The sequence below is a fragment of the Nonomuraea sp. CX421 genome, from assembly GCF_059358955.1.
On the sequence record NZ_JCADBK010000027.1, the window covers coordinates 46,812 to 66,725 of the forward strand.

Consider the following 19,914-nt stretch of genomic DNA (forward strand, 5'->3'; position numbering starts at 1 on the left):
ATGCGAATTAGTTATCTCTATAACGGAACGGAACCGGGCCATGCTTTTTCACGTCGTTTCCTGGCTACCGCCTTGCGCCATTCATTAACGTTCTGATCGTTTTCCTGGCCCACCGGGGCGCCGTACCCCGCTCTGGGCCGCCGAGAACCGAGAGGAGCTCCATGTATTCCCGAGCAAGGCGCATCGCGGCTCCGTTCGCCGGCCTGCTGGCCGTCGGACTGGCCGCCGGCACGGTCAGCGCGACCGCGCACGCGACGGCACCCTCAGACGTCGTCTCCAAGAACGCGGCGACGCCCGCCGCCCAGGCCGTGCAGTTCTGGACCCCCGACCGGATCAAGCAGGCCACCGACTACGACCACGCCCTCGACGCGACCTCCAGGGGCGTCAAGGGCACCAACTCCACCCCCGACGGCCCGCCCGGCTCCGTCCCCCCGATGGGCGAGGAGAAGACCAAGACCGTCAAGAGCAAGCAGGTCAACCTGCCCAACACGGTCGGCCGCGTGTTCTTCACGCTGCCGGGGGCCAACCCGAGGGACCCGAAGAGCTGGAGGTACTGCTCGGCGAGCTCCGTCCAGGGCAAGTACCGCAACCTGGTGGCCACCTCGGGCCACTGTGTCTACGACATCAAGACGAACCGCTTCTACGACAACTGGATCTTCATCCCGTCCTACTGGGACGGCAAGAACGTCTGGGACGGCAAGGCCCCCTACGGCATCTACGCCGCCAAGACGTTCAACGCGCACGACGACTTCGTGGTGAAGGAGGACTACGACTTCGACTACGCCTTCGTCAACGTCTACAACGGCATCAAGGTCAAGTGGACGAAGGTCGGCGACACGTGGCGCCCGGTCAAGCAGAACGTCGGCCGCCTCGGTGACAACGTCGGCGGCCAGGGCTTCACCTGGAACCGCAGCACCAAGGCGAACGTCTTCTCCTTCGGCTACCCGGCCGGCGAGCACCCCGACGGCGACAAGCCGTTCACGGGCCGCACGATGAAGTGGTGCTACGGCAAGACGACGGCGATGCCCGCCGCGCCGAAGTACAACCTGCAGGAGCACGTCGGCTTCAGGTGCGCCTTCACGGCCGGAGCCAGTGGTGGACCGTTCCTCTACAACTACAAGAACGCCACGCGCACCGGCTACCTGATCGGCGTCAACAGCGTGGCGTGGGACACCGACGGCAACGACCGGTACGACCACATCTCGTCGCCGTACTTCAACGGCGACACGTACAAGGTCTACAAGGCCGCCGCCAACCGGTGGACGGGCAACATGCCGTAACCCGCTCCTCCTCCCGGGTCCCGGCTCTGCCATAGGGCCGGGACCCCTGGCACGAGGAAGACGGGGCACCCAATAATGATCAAGAAAGGTGGCTGAATGCCCTACGGGAATAGCCGCCGAGTGCCCGCCAACAGCAGTCTGACCTGCGGTGATAGCGGTTACCTAAGACCGGCGGGAGCTAACCGGATGGATGCCTTCACGCCGTCCTTATGGGACGGAAGTCACTCTTGATCCGATAACAAAACCCTATCCCGGCTGCAATACAGTGTGACGATCTGCCAAAATCCAGCCTTACACCCCAAAGAAAGGCATTTGATGATCCCCCGGGCCAGGCACCTGGTAGCGGTCGCGCTCTGCGCGCTGCTCGTGCTGCCCGCCTTCGGGGGGAGTGCCTCGGCGGCCAGCCAGGTCTACTCGGTCGCTCTAGCCAAGACCGCGGCCGACGTGCAGCGGGTGGCCGCCTACTGGAAGCCCGACCGGCTCAAGGCGGCCGACAGTTACAGCCCGGCGACGCCGGGATCGCAGTCCACCTCCTCCTCAGGCTCCGCGGGCGGCGCCGGCGGCCAGACCTTCGCGATCAAGAAGTCCAGGACCGCGCTCACCGTGCCCGCCGTCGTGCCGCGCCAGGCCGCGGCCGCCCGGACCATGGGCAAGGTCTTCTTCCGGTTCGGCGCCAAGGAGTACTGGTGCTCCGCCAGCGCGGTCGCGGCCAAGAACCGCAGCGTCGTGGCCACAGCCGGGCACTGCGCCTACGACTCCCGGCAGGCCAAGGCCGCCGAATACTGGATCTTCGTCCCCAACCCGGGCCCCAACGGCGAGACGCCCGACGGGATCTACGTCGGCGCCGCGATCAGCATGCACGAGCACTGGCCGGGCAAGGGCGACTACGACTACGACTACGCGTTCGTGACCGTGCACCGGGGCTTCACCTGGGCGACGAAGAGCGGCCGGCTGGCCATGCAGGACGTGGGCAGGCTCCAGGACAAGGTCGGCGGCCAGGGCCTCGCCCTCTCCAAGGGGGTCGGCAACCGGATCACCGCCTTCGGCTACCCGGCGGGCCCCCAGCCCGACGGCAGCCGCCCGTTCAACGGCCGGACCCTGCAGTCGTGCACCGGCGGCACCCGCTGGACCGTCGCCCCGAGCCTTGACCTGCAGTACGGCGTGCAGCTCCAGCCGTGCAACTTCAGCGCGGGGGCCAGCGGCGGCGCCTGGCTGATCGGCTACCAGGCCGCCAAGGGCATCGGCAGTCTCAGCGGGGTCAACAGCCTGACCTGGAACCGCGACGCCAAGGGCGCCTACGACGCGGTCTCCTCACCCAACTTCACGGCGGCCACGGGCGAGGTCTACAAGCACGCCGCCTCCCTCACCACCCCGGGAAATGTGACGTAAGTTACACGCAGCGTCGTGCCGCCTTCCATGATCAGCACCGATCACATCTCGGGCCGATCACGACCGCGTTTCCGGCGACCGGCGCGCTCCCGGCGAAATTCACGAGATCACAGACCTGCCTGTAGGTTCCGGCTGACCATTCGCTGACCATGAACGTCACCTCAGCACAAGGCGAAGCCTGGAGTTACCTTGAAGCGCATCACCCTCCCGGCCGGTGGCGCCGTCCTCGCGACCGGCCTGCTGGCGACCGGTCTCGCGGGCGTCGTGCAGGCGCGCGACGACGTCACCACCGACCCGATGGCCCGCGGCACCGCGCAGGCCTCCTCGGTCGCGACATTCTGGGCCGCGTCCAACGGCGCCGCCCTCCGCGCCGCCTCGGCCTACACGTGGGACGCCAAGGACGTACGGAAGGTCGTCTCCAAGGGCGGCGTCAGCCCCGACGGCAGTCCGGGCAGCGCCCCGCCGATCGGTGATGAGCGCAAGCCCGTCGCCAAGGTGCAGAACGTCAACCTGCCGAAGACCATCGGCAAGGTCTTCTTCGTCGACGGCTCCGGCCGGCAGCGCTGGTGCTCGGCCACGTCCATCCAGTCGCACTACCGCAACCTGGTCGCCACCGCCGCCCACTGCGTGTACGACACCGACGGCGACCGGGACGTCCTGGCCAACTGGATCTTCGTGCCCGGCTACTACCAGGGCAAGGCCCCGTGGGGCATCTACGTCGGCAAGCAGGCGTTCACCCACCACGACTTCGACGTGTACGAGGACTACGACCGCGACTACGCGTTCGTCACCGTCTACAACGGCATCGCCTTCGACGGCGCCAAGCAGGTGGGCCGCGAGGAGTACCAACGCTTCAGCGGCCCGAAGCGCAGCTGGGGCAAGCGCTACTACATCCTGCCCGCCAAGGACGTGGGCCGCCTCGGCGACAACGTCGGCGGCCAGGGCGTGGCCTGGAACCAGCCCACGGGCAGGTACGTCCGCACCTTCGGCTACCCGGCCGCTCCCCAGCCCGACGGCAGCAGGCCGTACAGCGGCGTGACGCCGAAGTGGTGCTACGGCAGGACCACCGGCAAGGCCGTGGGCGCGCAGTGGCTGAAGATCCAGGAGCACGTCGCCCTCAAGTGCGCCGTGACCCCCGGCTACGACGGCGGCCCCTGGCTGAGCGACTACAGCAACGGCAGGCGCCTCGGCTACGTCAACGGCGTCACCAGCACCTTCGCCGACCAGGACGGCAACGACCGGATCGACCTCATCACCTCGCCGTACTTCGACGGCGAGACGGCCGCGATCTACAAGGCGGCCAGGAACGTGTGGTCCGGCAAGGTCGTCGGCCCCAACGGGGAGCTGTACAAGTAGGAGCGAGCACGACGCGAGCGCAGGGGGTCCGGCTTCGGCCGGGCCCCCTTTTTCGCGCGCCTGTTTGGGTACGGCACCACCCGGGAAGGGCTGCGAACCCCTTCCGGAACGGCAGTTTCAAGATCGATAGCGCCGAGAGGCGGAGTTAGACGGATCGAGAGCCTGTTTTGGTTCCTGTGATCTAAGTCACATTCGGCTGTTCGCTCTGGGTAGCCCGCCGGTTACATCACCTTTGCGCCCTCGACCGGACCCCCGACATGCCCAGCGGAAACGCAGCGGAACGATCACCGTCCGCGAAGATCTCTGACTGGTAACGGAATGGTCACGGCGGTTGGGGCTCCATGCGGATCTCGCAAACCCGCTTTTACCTGCAAAGATCGCCGCGCTATGTTCCTTGCTATCCCTTTACTGACGCATGGGACGCAAGTTGCGACCCACGACAGAGCAAGGAGCAGTTCCCTTGAAGCGCATCCTCATCCCCGCCGGTGGCGCCATCCTGGCTACCGGCCTTCTGGCTGCCGGCCTGGCCGGCACCGCCACGGCCGCCAGCGACGTCGCCTCCGACCCGATGGCGAAGAGCGCGGCCGACGCCAAGGCCATCGCCCAGTTCTGGGCCGACTCCAACGGTGCGGCCCTCAAGGCTGCCAAGCAGTCCAACATCTGGGACAACAAGGACGTCGCCAAGCTCAAGAGCAAGGGCGGCTACAGCGCCGACACCAAGCCGGGCTCGGCCTCGCCGATCGGCCAGGAGAAGAAGGCGTCCACCAAGGTCCAGAACGTCAACATGCCAAAGACCATCGGCAAGGTGTTCTTCGTCAACGGCAAGGGCGAGAAGCGGTGGTGCTCCGCCACTTCGATCCAGTCGAAGTACCGCAACCTGGTCGCCACCGCCGCCCACTGTGTGTACGACACGCAGTCCAACGCCGACACCATGAGCAAGTGGGTCTTCGTGCCCGGCTACTACCAGGGCAAGACCCCCTGGGGCATCTACGTCGGTAAGCAGGCCTTCACGCACTACGACTTCGACGTGTACGAGGACTACGACCGCGACTACGCGTTCGTCACCGTCTACAACGGCATCCACCTGGGCGGCGGCAAGGCCAAGCAGGTCTCCAAGTCCGAGTTCGAGAAGTACCAGGGCGTCAAGGAAGCCAAGGACGTCGAGATCACCCGGGCCGAGTTCCGCAAGTGCAAGCTCGACCCGACGTCGATCCAGGCGTGCTGGGCCAAGCGCGGCACCAACGCGGAGCCGACCGGCCCCGACTTCCCCGGCGCCGAGGTCACCAAGGTCGAGGTGTCCGCCGAGAAGTACAAGGCGGCCAGGGTCGGCAAGGGCAACGGGTTCAAGTTCGGCGAGCCGGTCACCGAGATCGTGACGCACTCCGACGCCGCCAAGTACCTGAAGCTCCAGAAGGAGAACCCCGCCAAGTACCCGGCGACCGTCAAGCAGGACGCCCGCGGCAACTGGACGATCACCCACTACTACACGCAGCAGTGGTACAAGCCGGGCACCGCCACCAAGTTCTTCAAGACCGTCTTCTACATCGTCGAGGGCTACGCCAAGGACGCGGGCCGGCTCGGTGACAACGTCGGCGGCCAGGGTGTGGCCTGGAACCAGCCCACGGGCAAGGCCGTCCGCGTGTTCGGCTACCCGGCCGCTCCGCATCCCGACGGCAACAAGTCCTACACGGGTGTCACGCCGAAGTGGTGCTACGGCAAGACCACGAAGAAGCTGGTCGGTTCGGCAGCCAAGAAGATCGAGGAGCACATCGCGCTCAAGTGCGCGATGACCGAGGGCGCCGACGGTGGCCCCTGGCTGTACAAGTACAGCAACTCCAAGCGGCTCGGTTACGTGAACGGTGTCACCAGCACCTTCAACGACCAGGACGGCAACGACCGGGTCGACTACATCTCCTCGCCTTACTTCGACGGTGAGACCGCGGCGATCTACAAGGCCGCCCAGAACGTGTGGTCCGGCAAGATCCTCTAGGTGACGCACAGCGATCGGCCTGAGCCGATCGGGTGATCGTTTCGCGCGAAGGGCCCGGCATCGCCGGGCCCTTCGTCGTGTCCGGGAAACGCGCCCGGCGGAATGTGAGGCGATTGGACGCACGTCGCCCGGATCCGGTGCCATCCAGTCAGTGTGATCTGCATCACATCATGATGCCGGACGCCCGACAAGCACCGCTGTCGTCACGGCAGTCACACTGACAACTTCCTTATGTTGATCTGCGAAAACGGGCGCGTCAGGCAGTTCCGGCAAGTCACCAGCAATGGCTACTTAAACATCACGGAACCATAACGCCCCACGAGCCGCCGCTTTTCCTTCCAAACCAGCTACCCGACCCCAAGATCCACACTGTATGTTCCTGGCTATCCCTTTACTGACGCATGGGACGCAAGAAGCGTTCCACGACAGACCAAGGAGTTACCTTGAAGCGCATCCTCCTCCCCGCCGGTGGCGCCATTCTGGCCACCGGTCTCCTGGCCGCCGGCCTCGCCGGCACCGCCCAGGCGCAGAGCGACGTCGCCAGCGACCCGCTCGCCAAGACGGCCGCGCAGGCTGCGGAGACGCTGGACTTCTGGTCCAAGTCGAACTACGCCGCCCTGAAGAAGGCCGTCGCCTTCAACCCCGACGCCCTCGAGGTCAAGAAGATCAAGAGCGGCGGCGGGTATAGCTCCGACACCAAGCCGGGCGCTGCGGCCCCGATTGGCGAGGAGAAGAAGGTCACCGTCAAGACTCAGAACGTGAACCTGCCGAAGACCATCGGCAAGGTTTTCTTCGAGTGGAAGGACGGCAACCTCTACTACTGCTCCGGCACCTCGATCCAGTCGCAGTACCGTAACCTGGTCGCCACGGCCGGTCACTGCGTCTACGACATCGCCGGCAACGACGAGGTTGTGTCGCGCTGGGTGTTCGTCCCGGGTTACTACCAGGGCAAGGCTCCTTACGGCCTGTACATCGGCAAGCAGGCGTTCACGCACTACGACTTCGATGTGTACGAGGACTTCGACCGCGACTACGCGTTCGTCACCGTGTACAACGGCATCGGCGGCACGCTGAACAAGCCGAAGCAGGTCACCAAGGCCGAGTTCGACGCCTACAAGGGCGAGAAGGGCGTCAAGGAGACCGAGGTTTCCTTCGACGAGTACAAGAAGGGTCGCCTCGACCCGAAGACTGCCGACTACTACAGCGCCGTTCGTGGCACCCGGAGCGAGAAGGTCGGCCCCGACTACCCCGGTGCTGTCGTTGAGAAGGTCCCCGCCACCAAGTCGGAGTACTACCGCGCTGGCGTTGGCCCCGGCAACGGCAACAAGTTCGGTGAGCCGGTCGTCACCCAGGTGACCAAGCACGAGTGGGAGACCTACCGCGGCAAGGGCGAGAAGTCCAAGGACGCCCGCGGTAACTACCTCATCACCGAGTACTTCGTGCAGGCGTGGATCAAGCCCGGTACGGCGCACAAGTTCATCCGTACCGACTTCTTCATCACCGTGCACGAGGTCAAGGACGTCGGTCGCCTCGGCGACAACGTCGGTGGCCAGGGTGTCGCGTGGAACCAGCCGACCGGTAAGTACGTCCGTACCTTCGGCTACCCCGCGGGCCCGCACCCCGACGGCAACAAGCCCTACACCGGCGTTACGCCGAAGTGGTGCTACGGCAAGACCCAGAGCAAGGTGCTGCAGGTCCCGGCCCGCAAGGTCGAGGAGCACCAGAGCTTCCGTTGCGCCGTGACCGCCGGTTACGACGGTGGCCCGTGGCTGTACAAGTACAGCAACGCCAAGCGTCTCGGCTACGTCACCGGTGTCACCAGCCTCATCGTGGACACCGACGGCAACAGCCGTTACGACACCATCACCTCGCCGCTGTTCGACGGTGAGACCTCCGCGATCTACAAGGCCGCTGCGGCCTCGTGGTCCGGCAAGCTCATCCCGTAGTTCGCTGCGAACCGAACGACGACCTAGGTCGGAGTTCACCTGCTTTACCCGAAGGGCCCGGCTTCTGCCGGGCCCTTCGGCCGTTATTGGACTGGAATTCCAAAAATCCTTACCAGTGTGATCACTACGCCGATAGGGTCTTTACGCCAGACTTGTCCCCCTTGTGGAGTCCTCCCGTGAAGCGCCTGCTCGTCCCCCTCGCCGCACTCGGCCTGAGCGCCGCCACCCTTTCCCTCCCCGCCGCCGCGGCCCCCACCTGGGTCAGCGACCCGCTGGCCCCCAAGGCCGCCGACGCCTACAGCAACGCCGCCTTCTGGCTCGACGCCAACGGCGCGGCGCTGAAGAAGGCGACCCAGTACCGCCTGGACGCCAAGGACGTGCCCAAGCTGGTCCGTCCGCAGACGCAGACCGCCGACGGCAAGCCGGGCATGACCGCCCCCACCGGCACCAAGCCCGTCGCCACCAAGGCCAGGAACGTCAACCTGCCGAAGACCATCGGCAAGGTCTTCTTCCTCGACCGCAAGGGCGACTACCGCTACTGCTCGGCCACCTCCATCCAGTCGCGTCACCGCAACCTGGTCGCCACCGCCGGCCACTGCGTCTACGAGCACGGTGAGGACGTCTTCGCCAAGTGGGTGTTCGTCCCCGGCTACCACCAGGGCAAGGCCCCCTACGGCGTCTACGCGGGCGCCTACGCCTTCACCGCCTACGACCTCGACACCTACGACGACTACGACGGCGACTTCGCCTTCGTCGCGGTGCACAACGGCTTCCGCCTCGCGGGCGAGAAGAAGGTGACGTTCCGCGAGTTCAAGGCGTGGCAGGGCGACAAGTGGGTCAAGCCGCACGAAATCACCGCCGCCGAGTACGCCAAGTGCGAGCTGGACCTGGGCGGCTGCTGGTCCGAGGGCAAGGACACGCCCGCCGACAAGGTCGGCCCCGACTACCCCGGCGCTGTCCTGGAGAAGGAGGAGGTCGACGCCAAGACGTACAAGGACGCCAAGATCGGCAAGGGCAACGGCTTCAAGCTGGGCGAGCCGGTCACCGTGCCGGTCACGAAGGCCGAGCACGACGCCTACAAGGGTCTCGGCACCAAGGCCGTGGACAAGCGCGGCAACCACACGATCACCACGTACTACGTCCAGAAGTGGGTCAAGCCCGGCACGTCCCGCAAGTACTACCTGCCGGAGTACGTCATCGGCCTGGCCAAGGACGCCGGGCGGCTCGGTGACGTGGTCGGCGGCCAGGGCATCGCCTGGAACCAGCCGATGAACCAGCAGGTCATGGCCTTCGGCTACCCGTCGGCGCCGCACCCCGACGGTGACCGCCCCTTCACCGGCACCACGGCCAAGTGGTGCTCGGGCAAGACCGGCACCAAGACGTACCAGGTCAACACGTTCAAGGTCGAGACGCACCAGGTGCTCAAGTGCTCGATGACCGGCGGCGCCGACGGCGGCCCCTGGTTGCTCAAGTACGACAACAACAAGCGCACCGGCTACGTCAACGGTGTGACGAGCCTGTTCCACGACCAGGACGGCAACGACCGGATCGACTTCATCAGCTCCGCGTACTTCGACGGCGAGGTCGCCGACGTCTACAACAAGGCGAACTACACGGCGACCAAGAGCGTGGTCGGCCCCAACGGCGAACTGCCCAGCTGAGCCGGCTTCGGTTGAAGCCCGCCCTCCCGGGGGCGGGCTTCGTCATGCCAGGGCGAGCTCCCGGGTGCGCTGCTGCAGCGCCACCACCGCCGGCTCCCGTTTGTACGGCTCCAGCCGCCTGCGCAGGTCGGCCGCGTAGGACCGCGACCTGGCCGACTGGAGCTCGCCGGCCAGGCTGAACGCGGTCGAGGCGACCTTGCACGCCTCGTCGAGCTCGCCGCACTGCAGCAGCCCGGCCGCCAGCAGCGACAGGTTGAACATCCGGCCCCGCACGAAGCGCCCGTCCATATCGAGCGAACGACGCGCCTGGCGCACCACCCTCGGGCCGTCGCCGAGGTCGCGGAAGCAGTGGGCGAACTTGGCCGCCAGGTAGGCCTCGTCGAAGTAGCTCAGCCAGGGCGGCTCCTGACCGGCCACCCGCCGGTCGAAGGTCGTCTCGGCCAGGTGGAGGCTGGCGGCGCAGGAACGGGCGTCACCGAGCCCGGCGTGCGCGTGCGCCTCCAGCACCTGGCTGGACGACAGCAGCGCCGGGATGCCCGCCTGGCGGGCCGAGGCCTGGGCCGCTCGGGCGAGGTCGAGCGCGTGGCCCGGCTGACCCAGGTAGACGGCCTGGTGGGCCATGCCCGCCAGGATCTCGCCGCCCAGGGCGTGGTCGTCGGCTCCCCTGGCCAGGCGCAGCGCCTGGATCAGGTAGCGCTGGGCCAGGCCGTGGTGCTCCAGGTCGTAGGCCATCCAGCCGGCCAGCCTGGTCAGCTCGGCGGCGGCCGCGGCTAACTCCTTGCCGGTGGCGTCGTCGTACGAGCCGTCCTTGAGGAGCGGTGAGACGGCGGAGTCGAGGTATCTGATCACCGACGAGCGGACCCGGCCGCCGCCGAACCGGTTGTCGAGCTCGCCGAACGAGCGGGTCACCTCGTGGATCGCGGCGATGTCGGCCCTGCCCACCCGCCGTGAGCCGCCACTGGCGACCCGGCTCTCCGCGGGCGCCGTCAGCCAGCGCACCGCGCCTACGGAACCCGCTCCTATCGCGAAGGTCGAGTCGATCAGGAATCTCCGTCTCTCGACATCGGCCCGCCACAGTGCAGTCACGGTCGCGATCCCCTCCTGCCACGTGTGCGTGAAGTGTTGCCCGAGATCGAGGGGCGTGATGATGGCCGGCATGCCCAGGTCCTCGGCGGACACCGGCCTGCCGAGTCTGAGCGCGAAAATCTCGGTGAGGAGGGACGGCACGGAGCCTCTCGGCCGCTGGCCCGCGATCCACCGCAGCACGGAGCTGTGGTCGTACTTCAGCCCGGGTGTGCCGCGTGCGGCCCCCAGATCATTGAGACGTCTGGCCAGACCCTTGTGGGAGAAGCCCGCCTCGGCGATGAGCTGCTGTAGCAGTCGGTTGGATTCGCGTACCATCGCTTTCCTCGTCACAGGAGCCGGCGCCCGCATCCATACAGAGAGTTTCTGTTATAGCACGCTGAGTAAAGGAATCTTTGCCAGTTCCTTAAACCTCAGCCGAACTCTCGCGGAAGATCGGGTCGCCGGCTCCTGGGTGAGGCGGCGTCAGGGGGCCACGGTCAGCGGCGGGCCACCCCGTCCTTCCTGGCCTGCTCGGCCACGGCGGCGATCACGGCGGGGGCGACCCGCTCGTCGAACGGGCTGGGGATGACGTAGTCGGCCGAGAGGTCGTCGCCCACGACGGCGGCGAGCGCGCCCGCGGCGGCGACCTTCATGTTCTCGGTGATCGCGGTCGCCCGCACATCGAGCGCGCCGCGGAAGACGCCGGGGAAGGCCAGCACGTTGTTGATCTGGTTGGGGAAGTCGGACCGGCCGGTCGCCACGACCCTGGCGTGCCTGGCGGCCACGGACGGCTCGATCTCGGGCATCGGGTTGGACAGCGCGAACACGATCGCGTCGGCGGCCATGGAGGCGATGGCCGCCTCCGGCACGGTCGAGCCCGACAGGCCCACGAACACGTCGGCGCCGGCCAGGGCCTCCTCGGTGGAGCCCATGTGACCGGCCTTGTTGGTGTCGCGGGCCAGTGCCTCCTTGACGGGGTTGAGGCCCTCCCTGCCGCTGTAGATCATGCCCTTGGAGTCGGCCACCGCGATGTCGCCGATGCCGGCCTCCAGCAGGATCCGGGCGACGGCCACGCCCGACGCGCCGGCGCCGGCCACGACCACGCGCAGGTCGCCGAGGGAGCGGCCGGTGAGGCGGGCGGCGTTGGTCAGGGCGGCGAGCACCACGATGGCGGTGCCGTGCTGGTCGTCGTGGAAGACCGGGATGTCGAGCAGCTCGCGCAGGCGGTCCTCGACCTCGAAGCAGCGCGGCGCGCTGATGTCCTCCAGGTTGATGCCGCCGAACGAGGGGGCGAGCCGGACGACGGTCTCCACGAGGGCGTCGACGTCGGTGCAGTCGAGGCAGATCGGGACCGCGTCGACGCCGCCGAACTCCTTGAACAGCAGCGCCTTGCCCTCCATCACGGGCATCGCCGCGGCGGGGCCGATGTCGCCGAGGCCGAGCACGGCGGTGCCGTCGGAGACGACGGCGACCACGTTGGAGACCCAGGTGTAGTCGTCGGCCAGCGACGGCGTGTCGGCGATGGCGCTGCACACGCGGGCGACGCCCGGCGTGTAGGCGAGCGACAGGTCGCCGGCGTCGCGGACGGGAATGGTGGAGCGGATCTCGATCTTGCCGCCGCGGTGCAACGCGAAGGCGGGATCGGCGTCGAGCGACGCGGCGGACGCGGAAGCGGGTGTGGTAGTCACAGAGAGACCCCAGTAGTCATCGGACGGACGAGAGACCTTCGTCAGACGGCGCGAGAGGCCTGGCTTCGGTAGCCGCCAGGATCCCCTCCCGATCGTCTCGTGAGGGGGTACGGGGGTCACCCGTTGGTCCATAGTGCCACATGGTGAGACGGCGGGCGGTCTCGGGTCCGACGCCGTTCTGTTCGAGCATTGTTGTTTCCTCGTGGACCGACCGATGCTAAAGGGCACTTAAACTGCACAAATACCAACTTTCGCGCCATATCACTACGAGGAGGCCCCTAGATGGCCCTCTGGACCAAGAGTCGCCGCGCTTCTGCCTTCGGCGCGCTCGCCTTGTCCACCGTCTTCGCCTTGTCCGCCTGTGGCAGCTCGGGAGACTCGACCACCGCCTCCACCGGCGCCAGCGCCTCCGCGGCCGGCGGCGCCCAGCTCGTCAACCCCGGCAAGCTGACCACCTGCACCAATGTTCCCTATGAGCCGTTCCAGTTCAAGGACGAGAGCGGCAAGGTCGTCGGGTTCGACGTCGACATCGTCGACCTGGCCGCCAAGAAGCTCGGCGTGACGCAGGAGATCGTCGACATCGACTTCGCCGTGATCAAGAGCGGCGCCGCGATGGCGGCGAAGAAGTGCGACGTCGCCGCCGCGGGCATGACGATCACCGAGGAGCGCAAGGCGAACATCGACTTCTCCGTCCCCTACTTCGACGCCACGCAGGCCCTGCTGGCCAAGAAGGGCACCGGCGCCAAGTCGCTCGATGACGTCAAGTCGATGAACCTCAAGCTCGGCGCGCAGGCCAGCACCACCGGCCTCGACTACGTCAAGAAGAACGGCTTCGACCCCACCGAGTACGCCGACTCCCCCAAGGAGCTGCTGGCCCTGCAGGCCGGCCAGGCCGACGTGATCGTCCAGGACCTCCCCGTGGTGCTCACCTGGCTGAAGAAGCCGGAGATCGCCGAGAAGTTCGAGCTGATCGCCAGCCTCGACACCGGCGAGCAGTACGGCGTGGGCCTGAAGAAGGGCGCCGACCCGGTCCTGCTCAAGACCATCAACGAGACGATCGAGGCGGCCAAGGCCGATGGCACCTACGAGCAGATCTTCGTGAAGTGGTTCGGCAAGAAGCCCGGTGAGCTGGGCTGATCCAGTGACGGACCAGTCGGTGACGGCTGAGCCGGGCAAGGCCCGGCTCAGCCCTCGCAAGAAGCAGCGGATCAGCCGGGGCATCCAGTACGCCCTGCTGGTCGCCATCGTCGTCGGCGTCGTCCTGTACGCGGACTGGCCGAGCCTGGCGCAGAACTTCACCAAGCTCGACGTGGCCGAGAAGGCTCTCCCCGAGCTCTTCACGATCGCGCTGCGCAACACGATGATCTACGCGGTCGGCGGGTTCGTCCTCTCCTTTGTGTTCGGGTTGCTGCTCGCGCTGATGCGGCTCTCGACCGTCGGGCCGTACCGCTGGATCTCCACGATCTACATCGAGATCTTCCGCGGCCTGCCCGCGCTGCTGATCTTCTTGATGATCACCTTCCTGCCGCTGGCGCTGCCCGGCTTCGAGGTGCCGGGCGGCACCTTCGGCCAGGGCATCCTGGGGCTCGGCCTGATCGGCTCCGCCTACCAGGCGGAGGTCTTCCGGGCCGGCCTGCAGGCGGTCCCCAAGGGCCAGACCGAGGCGGCTAGGTCGCTGGGCATGTCGGCGTTCAGGGCCCAGCTCACCGTGGTCATCCCCCAGGCGATCCGGATCGTGATCCCGCCGACCACCAACCAGTTCGTCTCCCTGCTCAAGGACTCGTCGCTGGTGTTCTTCCTCGGCGTCTCCGGCCAGTACGTCGAGCTGGCCAAGTTCGGCAACGACCTGGCCTCCCAGTACGCGAACGCCACGCCCATCCTGGTGGCGGGCGTGACGTACCTCATCGTCACGATTCCGCTGGGCTACCTCGCGTCCCGGCTGGAACATCGCAAGGGGACCCGCCGATGACCCACGCCATCGAGATCAAGGACCTGCACAAGCACTTCGGCGACAACGAGGTGCTCAAGGGCATCGACGTCACGGTCGAGCCCGGGCAGGTGGTGTGCGTGATCGGGCCCTCGGGCTCGGGCAAGTCCACCCTGCTGCGCTGCGTCAACCTGCTGGAGCAGCCGACCAGGGGCCAGGTGCGGGTGCAGGGCGTCGACGTCACCGACCCCGACGTGGACATCGACGCCGTCAGGCGCCACATCGGCATGGTGTTCCAGCAGTTCAACCTGTTCCCCCACATGACCGCGCTGCAGAACGTGATGATCGCCCAGCAACGGGTGCTCAGGCGCGGCAAGAGGGCGGCGGAGGTCGTCGCCCGGGAGAACCTCGACAAGGTGGGCGTCATCGACAAGTGCGACGCCTTCCCCGCGCAGTTGTCCGGCGGGCAGCAGCAGCGGGTGGCCATCGCCAGGGCGCTGGCCATGAACCCCGACCTGATGCTGTTCGACGAGCCCACCTCGGCGCTCGACCCCGAGCTGGTCGGCGACGTGCTCGCGGTCATGCGCAAGCTCGCCGAGGAGGGCATGACCATGCTCGTGGTCACCCACGAGATGGGCTTCGCCCGCGAGGTGGCCGACCGGGTCGTGTTCATGGACGGCGGTGTGATCGTCGAGGACGGGCCGCCCGCCCAGGTCATCGGCGACCCTCGGCACGAGCGCACCCGCTCGTTCCTCAGCCGCGTCCTGCACCCCGAGGACTGAGGCTCCGGGGCGTCCCCGAGCGGACGCCCCGGCCACTTTCCGGGGCGCCCCCGGCGGGCGCCCCAGGCGGCTTTGCCGGGGCGTCCCCAGCGGGCGCCCCAGGCGGCTTTTCCGGCCCGACGTGTAATACTCCGGTATGGACCTGACCTCTTACGCCGAGTGGGCGGTCCACCTGGTCAACGATCCCGAGCCGCCGCCCCACCTCGTAGAGCTGCGCGACGCGCTGGCGAAGGTCTTCGCCGCCGGCTCCGAGGCCGAGGTCGCGGCCCTGCTCAACACGCTGCTCGCGCGCTATCCGGTGCGCCCCCGCCTGTCGGCCCACGACGGGCAGCGCTGGCACCTGCACCTGGCCGAGGACTCCGCCGCCAGCGCCGTGATGGGGCTGGCCGCGATGGTCGCCGAGCTGGGCGCCGACCGGCTCGGCCGGTGCCAGGATTCCCGGTGCCCGCGGGTCTTCCTCGACACCTCCTCCAACCGCTCGCGCCGTTACTGCTCGGCGCGTTGCGCCAGCCGGGCCAACGTGGCGGCCTACCGAGCCCGCCGCCGCGGCGGCCAGTAACGCAGCACCACCCGGCCCACGATGTCGTCGACCGGGCCGAAGTCCCAGCTGTCGCGGCGGCCGCCGGCCCGCTGGTTGTCGCTCTCCAGCCACCAGCCCTCCTTCTCACGCCACGCGGCCCGCTTGACGATCAGCCGGCCGGGCTCGCCCGGCAGTCTGGCCACGACCACGTCGCCCGCGCGGACGGGCGCGCCTCGCCGTACGAGAAGCCAGTCGCCGGGAAGCAGCGCGGGGCGCATGGAATCTCCCTCGACACGCACCCTCATGGGCCGTGACCCCCTCCGCGTCAGGCCTTCGGAGCCGAGTAAGGTCGGTTAGTGGACCAAGCTGACTCAGCATCAAGGAAGGACTTTCCGATGCTCGCACGACTGCTACGACCCAAGCATGTCGCTTCCGCTCACTGCGACCTGCCCTGCGGTGTCTACGACCCCGCCCAGGCCCGGATCGAGGCCGAGTCGGTCAAGGCGATCATGGAGAAGTACGCAGGCAACGAGGACCCGGTCTTCCGCGCTCGCGCGCTGACCATCAAGGAGGAGCGGGCCGAGCTGGTCAAGCACCACCTGTGGGTGCTCTGGACCGACTACTTCAAGCCGCCGCACCTTGAGCAGTACCCCCAGCTCCACCAGCTGTTCTGGGACGCGACGAAGCTCGCGGGAGCGGCCGGCGCCAAGGGCACCGTCGACGTCGCCAAGGCCGACGAGCTGCTGGGCAAGATCGACGACATCTCCAAGATCTTCTGGGAGACCAAGGCCGCCTAAAACGGCATATAAGGCTCTGTGTGGTTACCAGGCCACACAGAGCCTTTTCCGTTGATGGCGAGTCTGAATCGTCCAAGCACCTCTCGGGGGCGGTAAGTTGCAGTCAGCGCCGTATACGCGAGGAGGAACGTGACCGAGGAAACGGAGATGCGAGTTGAGGGCGAGGCCGGCATCCGCGATGTAGTGAGCATCAGGCTCCCGGCGGCGAGTGCCTACCTGTCCGTGCTTCGCACGGCCACGGCCGGGCTCGCGGCGCGACTCGACTTCACGCTCGACGAGATCGAGGATCTGCGGATCGCGGTCGACGAGGCGTGCGCCATGCTCCTGAGCGAAGCCGTGCCCGGCACCGACCTGACCGCCGACTTCGAGCTGACCGGGCAGGAGATGCAGGTCAGGGTCGAGGTCGCGACGGCGGGCACCTCCGCCCCCAAGCGTGACGACTTCGCCTGGATGGTGCTCACGGCTCTGGCCGACGATGTCGACGCGGTGACCGACTCCCCCGACCGCATGGCGATCGTCCTGCGTAAGCGCCGAGGCGCGGCGAGGCCGGCGTGACGGAAAGGACTGGAGCCATGGCCACCAGCGAACACGCCGTGCCCGACCGGGTGCGCGCTCGCAGGCTCTTCGCCGAGCTGGCCGAGCTGGGTCCCGAGGAGCCGCGCCGCCAGCGCATCAGGGACGAGCTGGTCGAGCTTCACCTTCCCCTGGTCGAATACCTGGCCCGTCGTTTCCGCAACCGGGGTGAGTGGCTCGACGACCTCACCCAGGTCGCCACCATCGGGCTGATCAAGTCGATCGACCGGTTCGACCTCAACCGCGGCGTGGAGTTCTCCACCTACGCCACACCGACCATCGTCGGCGAGATCAAGCGGCACTTCCGCGACAAGGGCTGGGCGGTTCGCGTGCCGCGCCGCCTGCAGGAGCTCAAGCTCTCGCTGACCAAGGCGATCAGCGAGCTCTCGCAGCGTGAGGGCCGGGCGCCGACGGTGGCCGAGCTGGCCGCCTACCTGAAGATGACCGAGGAGGAGGTGCTCGAGGGTCTTGAGTCGGCCAACGCCTACTCGACCGTCTCGCTCGACGCCCCCGACTCCGGCGACGACGACGCGCCCGCCGTGTCCGACTCTCTCGGCATCGTGGACGAGTCGCTGGAGGGTGTCGAGTATCGCGAGTCGCTCAAGCCGCTGCTCGAACGCCTGCCGCCGCGCGAGAAGCGCATCCTGCTGCTGCGGTTCTTCGGCAACATGACCCAGTCGCAGATCGCCACCGAGCTGGGCATCTCGCAGATGCACGTGTCGCGGCTGCTCGCCCGCACGCTGGCCCAGCTACGCGAGGGTCTGACCGCCGAAGACTAGTCCTCGCCGTAGAGAGCGTGGGTGGTGGGAGGGGCCAGCAGGGCGACGAGGCCGATCAGGGCCGCGACGATCACCGGGATCCCGAGGAGCAGCTGGTCGGCCTGGATCAGCGTCCACGCGACCGGGAGCAGGAAGATCTGCGCCAGCACGCCGGGCGACCTCCCCCACCGCTCCATTCTGAGCAGCCCGCCCCAGGCGACCCAGAGCAGACCCGCGCCGATCAGCATTCCGAAAGCCGCCTCGGCGAGCGCGGCCGTGAGGTTCTCCGCGTCGCCGCGCGCCGTCTCCACCCCGACGAACAACCCGAGCCCCAGGGCGACCAGCCCTTCCAGGGCGACGACGATGGCGGCGACAACCAAGCTCAGCGGACGCTTCGACACACCGAAACCCTATCCGCCCGGCCCCATGCCTCGTCCGACGCCCGGTCCCGCTATTGCCCACAAATGGGATCTTTGCGACAAGACAGACATCGATCAGCGGATACGCTGACGTCATGCGCGCGATGCTCCTGGTCAACCCCAAGGCCACGACCACGAATGCACGGACCCGTGACGTGCTCATCCGAGCCCTCGGCGCGGCCGTCGAGCTGACCGTCGAGCAGACCGGCTACCGGGGTCACGCCGCGACCCTGGTGAGCACCGCGCGGGCCAAGGGCTACGACGTGGTGGCCGTGCTCGGCGGTGACGGCACGATCAACGAGGCCGTCAACGGCCTGCTCAACCCGGTCGGCGAGACCGCCGTCGCGCCCGCGGCCGACCCCAGCGCGGGGCGTCCCGCGGTGATCGTCATCCCCGGCGGCAGCGCCAACGTGTTCGCCCGCGCGCTCGGCCTGCCCAACGACCCGGTCGAGGCCACCGGAGCGGTGCTGGAGGCACTGCGCGAGAACCGTCGCAGGACCGTGGGTTTGGGCCAGGCCCTCTGGAACGACCAGAGCCGCTACTTCACCTTCTGCGCCGGGATGGGATACGACGCCGAGGTCATCCGCGCGGTCGAGGGGCTGCGCGGCTCCGGGCACAAGGCGACTCCCACGCGCTATGTGAACACCGCGTTGCGGCACTATCTCGCGACCGACAAGCGGCAGCCGGCGATGACCCTGACCGGCCCCGGCATCCCGGTCGTCGAGGACGTGTTCATGGCGATCGTCTCCAACACCTCCCCGTGGACCTACCTCGGGAGCAAGCCGATTCATCCCACCCCGTGGGCGAGTTTCGAGACCGGCCTCGACCTACTGGGGCTCCAGCGCATGGGTCCCATAGCCTTGCTGCCTCTCATCCGGCAGATTCTCACGGAGCGTGACTCGCTTCCGTCGGGGAAACACCTCGTTCAACTGCACGACGAGCCTGAGTTCACCCTCACCGCGCGGCGTCCGGTGGCCTTCGAACTGGACGGGGACTACCTGGGTGAACGCGAGTCCGTAACGTTCCGGTCTACCCCGAACGCGTTACAAGTTCTGGTCTAGCCCGTTACATTCGGTCATTGTGTGACGCATCCGACATCCATCACCGACAAAACTTCGTGTCAACCCTCTTGCGTGCACTCTCCGTGGCTGAAAAGCTCAAGACTGACGTCGGAACGTAGGACCTTTGACAAACCCCAAGGTCGTTTCGGGGTCAGCGACCACAGGCCCGATCTTCACCAGGATCCGGGTCCTTGTTCGCGCGAGTTAGTGAATCTCTTCACAAAGTAGTAGCCGCACGGGGCCGACCCAAGGCCCCATCTACTAAGGAGTGGACGCATGGACTGGCGCCACCGAGCTGCCTGCCGTGACGTGGACCCCGAGCTGTTCTTCCCGATCGGCAACACCGGTCCGGCCCTCATGCAGATCGAGGAGGCCAAGCAGGTCTGCAGGTCCTGCCCGGCCGTCGAGTCCTGCCTGAAGTGGGCCCTGGAGTCCGGCCAGGACGCCGGCGTCTGGGGTGGGCTCAGCGAAGACGAGCGTCGTGCGCTCAAGCGCCGCACCGCGCGTGCTCGCACCCGAGCCTCCGCCTGACCGCCCCGCCCACAGCCGACCGGCCCTCCCCTGGCCGACCGGCGCGCCCCCACCCAAGCCGACCTGACCGAGCCGCCCCGCCCGGCGCGACAGCTTTCCCGCCGGGACCACGTCGCATCCGCCCTTGGATGCGACGTACAGGCTCACGCACAGCGCCGACCTCCACCCGCG

The 19,914-nt window shown here is 67.5% G+C and carries 19 protein-coding genes; 15 read left to right on the top strand and 4 right to left on the bottom strand.

The window, feature by feature from the left end; translation table 11 throughout:
- Positions 1-161 precede the first annotated feature (161 nt).
- From AC5L3X_RS33165 to AC5L3X_RS33190, 6 genes are all read left to right on the top strand, one after another.
- Positions 162-1,280: a trypsin-like serine peptidase gene (locus AC5L3X_RS33165; RefSeq protein WP_189123198.1), complete on the top strand. Its 1,119-nt coding sequence runs from the start codon at positions 162-164 to the stop codon at positions 1,278-1,280.
- A 312-nt stretch (positions 1,281-1,592) separates the two neighbouring features.
- Positions 1,593-2,669 (top strand): trypsin-like serine peptidase, encoded by a 1,077-nt coding sequence (locus AC5L3X_RS33170; protein WP_494862295.1) that lies wholly within the window; start codon positions 1,593-1,595, stop codon positions 2,667-2,669.
- A gap of 189 nt (positions 2,670-2,858) precedes the next feature.
- Complete coding sequence (locus tag AC5L3X_RS33175; protein ID WP_494862296.1) at positions 2,859-4,025, top strand: trypsin-like serine peptidase; 1,167 nt, start codon at positions 2,859-2,861, stop codon at positions 4,023-4,025.
- 460 nt (positions 4,026-4,485) lie between these two features.
- Positions 4,486-6,015 (top strand): trypsin-like serine peptidase, encoded by a 1,530-nt coding sequence (locus tag AC5L3X_RS33180; RefSeq protein ID WP_494862297.1) that lies wholly within the window; start codon positions 4,486-4,488, stop codon positions 6,013-6,015.
- A gap of 443 nt (positions 6,016-6,458) precedes the next feature.
- A complete protein-coding gene (locus tag AC5L3X_RS33185; RefSeq protein WP_494862298.1) occupies positions 6,459-7,961 on the top strand; it encodes a trypsin-like serine peptidase in 1,503 nt (500 codons plus the stop codon).
- A 176-nt stretch (positions 7,962-8,137) separates the two neighbouring features.
- Positions 8,138-9,622 (top strand): trypsin-like serine peptidase, encoded by a 1,485-nt coding sequence (locus tag AC5L3X_RS33190; RefSeq protein ID WP_494862299.1) that lies wholly within the window; start codon positions 8,138-8,140, stop codon positions 9,620-9,622.
- 42 nt (positions 9,623-9,664) lie between these two features.
- On the opposite strand, the gene AC5L3X_RS33195 is transcribed toward AC5L3X_RS33190, so the two are convergent.
- Both AC5L3X_RS33195 and AC5L3X_RS33200 read right to left on the bottom strand, forming a co-directional pair.
- Positions 9,665-11,023 carry an NsdA family TPR-like regulatory protein gene (locus AC5L3X_RS33195; protein ID WP_494862301.1) on the bottom strand — a complete coding sequence of 453 codons (1,359 nt, stop codon included), beginning with the start codon at positions 11,021-11,023 and terminating at the stop codon, positions 9,665-9,667.
- Between the two features lie 161 nt (positions 11,024-11,184).
- Positions 11,185-12,375 carry an NAD(P)-dependent malic enzyme gene (locus AC5L3X_RS33200; protein ID WP_494862303.1) on the bottom strand — a complete coding sequence of 397 codons (1,191 nt, stop codon included), beginning with the start codon at positions 12,373-12,375 and terminating at the stop codon, positions 11,185-11,187.
- 282 nt (positions 12,376-12,657) lie between these two features.
- On the opposite strand from AC5L3X_RS33200, the gene AC5L3X_RS33205 reads away from it, so the two are divergent.
- The 4 genes from AC5L3X_RS33205 (at position 12,658) to AC5L3X_RS33220 (ending at position 15,643) form a co-directional block, all read left to right on the top strand.
- A complete protein-coding gene (locus tag AC5L3X_RS33205) occupies positions 12,658-13,512 on the top strand; it encodes an ABC transporter substrate-binding protein (protein ID WP_189123190.1) in 855 nt (284 codons plus the stop codon).
- Between the two features lie 19 nt (positions 13,513-13,531).
- Positions 13,532-14,344 (top strand): amino acid ABC transporter permease, encoded by an 813-nt coding sequence (locus tag AC5L3X_RS33210; protein ID WP_494862305.1) that lies wholly within the window; start codon positions 13,532-13,534, stop codon positions 14,342-14,344.
- Entirely contained in the window at positions 14,341-15,084 is a 744-nt protein-coding gene (locus tag AC5L3X_RS33215) for an amino acid ABC transporter ATP-binding protein (RefSeq protein ID WP_189123189.1), read from the top strand. The genes AC5L3X_RS33210 and AC5L3X_RS33215 overlap by 4 nt, the downstream gene beginning before the upstream one ends.
- A gap of 136 nt (positions 15,085-15,220) precedes the next feature.
- A complete protein-coding gene (locus AC5L3X_RS33220; RefSeq protein WP_494862307.1) occupies positions 15,221-15,643 on the top strand; it encodes a CGNR zinc finger domain-containing protein in 423 nt (140 codons plus the stop codon).
- Here AC5L3X_RS33220 and AC5L3X_RS33225 read toward each other — a convergent pair.
- Complete coding sequence (locus tag AC5L3X_RS33225; RefSeq protein ID WP_225262487.1) at positions 15,613-15,933, bottom strand: S24 family peptidase; 321 nt, start codon at positions 15,931-15,933, stop codon at positions 15,613-15,615. The two genes, AC5L3X_RS33220 and AC5L3X_RS33225, sit on opposite strands and share 31 nt — an antisense overlap.
- 66 nt (positions 15,934-15,999) lie before the next feature.
- Between AC5L3X_RS33225 and sodN the strand changes: the two genes are divergently transcribed.
- The 3 genes from sodN to AC5L3X_RS33240 all read left to right on the top strand — a co-directional run bounded on the left by sodN (position 16,000) and on the right by AC5L3X_RS33240 (position 17,753).
- Positions 16,000-16,401 carry a superoxide dismutase, Ni gene (gene sodN / locus AC5L3X_RS33230; protein WP_189123186.1) on the top strand — a complete coding sequence of 134 codons (402 nt, stop codon included), beginning with the start codon at positions 16,000-16,002 and terminating at the stop codon, positions 16,399-16,401.
- A 129-nt stretch (positions 16,402-16,530) separates the two neighbouring features.
- Positions 16,531-16,956, top strand: coding sequence for an ATP-binding protein (locus tag AC5L3X_RS33235; protein WP_494862310.1), 426 nt, complete (start codon positions 16,531-16,533; stop codon positions 16,954-16,956).
- Between the two features lie 17 nt (positions 16,957-16,973).
- Entirely contained in the window at positions 16,974-17,753 is a 780-nt protein-coding gene (locus AC5L3X_RS33240; protein WP_189123185.1) for an RNA polymerase sigma factor SigF, read from the top strand.
- On the opposite strand, the gene AC5L3X_RS33245 is transcribed toward AC5L3X_RS33240, so the two are convergent.
- Positions 17,750-18,133, bottom strand: a complete 384-nt coding sequence (locus tag AC5L3X_RS33245) for a hypothetical protein (protein WP_189123184.1) — start codon at positions 18,131-18,133, stop codon at positions 17,750-17,752. The two genes, AC5L3X_RS33240 and AC5L3X_RS33245, sit on opposite strands and share 4 nt — an antisense overlap.
- A 113-nt stretch (positions 18,134-18,246) precedes the next feature.
- Between AC5L3X_RS33245 and AC5L3X_RS33250 the strand changes: the two genes are divergently transcribed.
- Entirely contained in the window at positions 18,247-19,212 is a 966-nt protein-coding gene (locus tag AC5L3X_RS33250) for a diacylglycerol/lipid kinase family protein (protein WP_494862312.1), read from the top strand.
- Positions 19,213-19,488: 276 nt separating this feature from the next.
- Positions 19,489-19,743, top strand: a complete 255-nt coding sequence (locus AC5L3X_RS33255) for a WhiB family transcriptional regulator (RefSeq protein WP_189123182.1) — start codon at positions 19,489-19,491, stop codon at positions 19,741-19,743.
- The last annotated feature ends 171 nt before the right edge of the window (positions 19,744-19,914 follow it).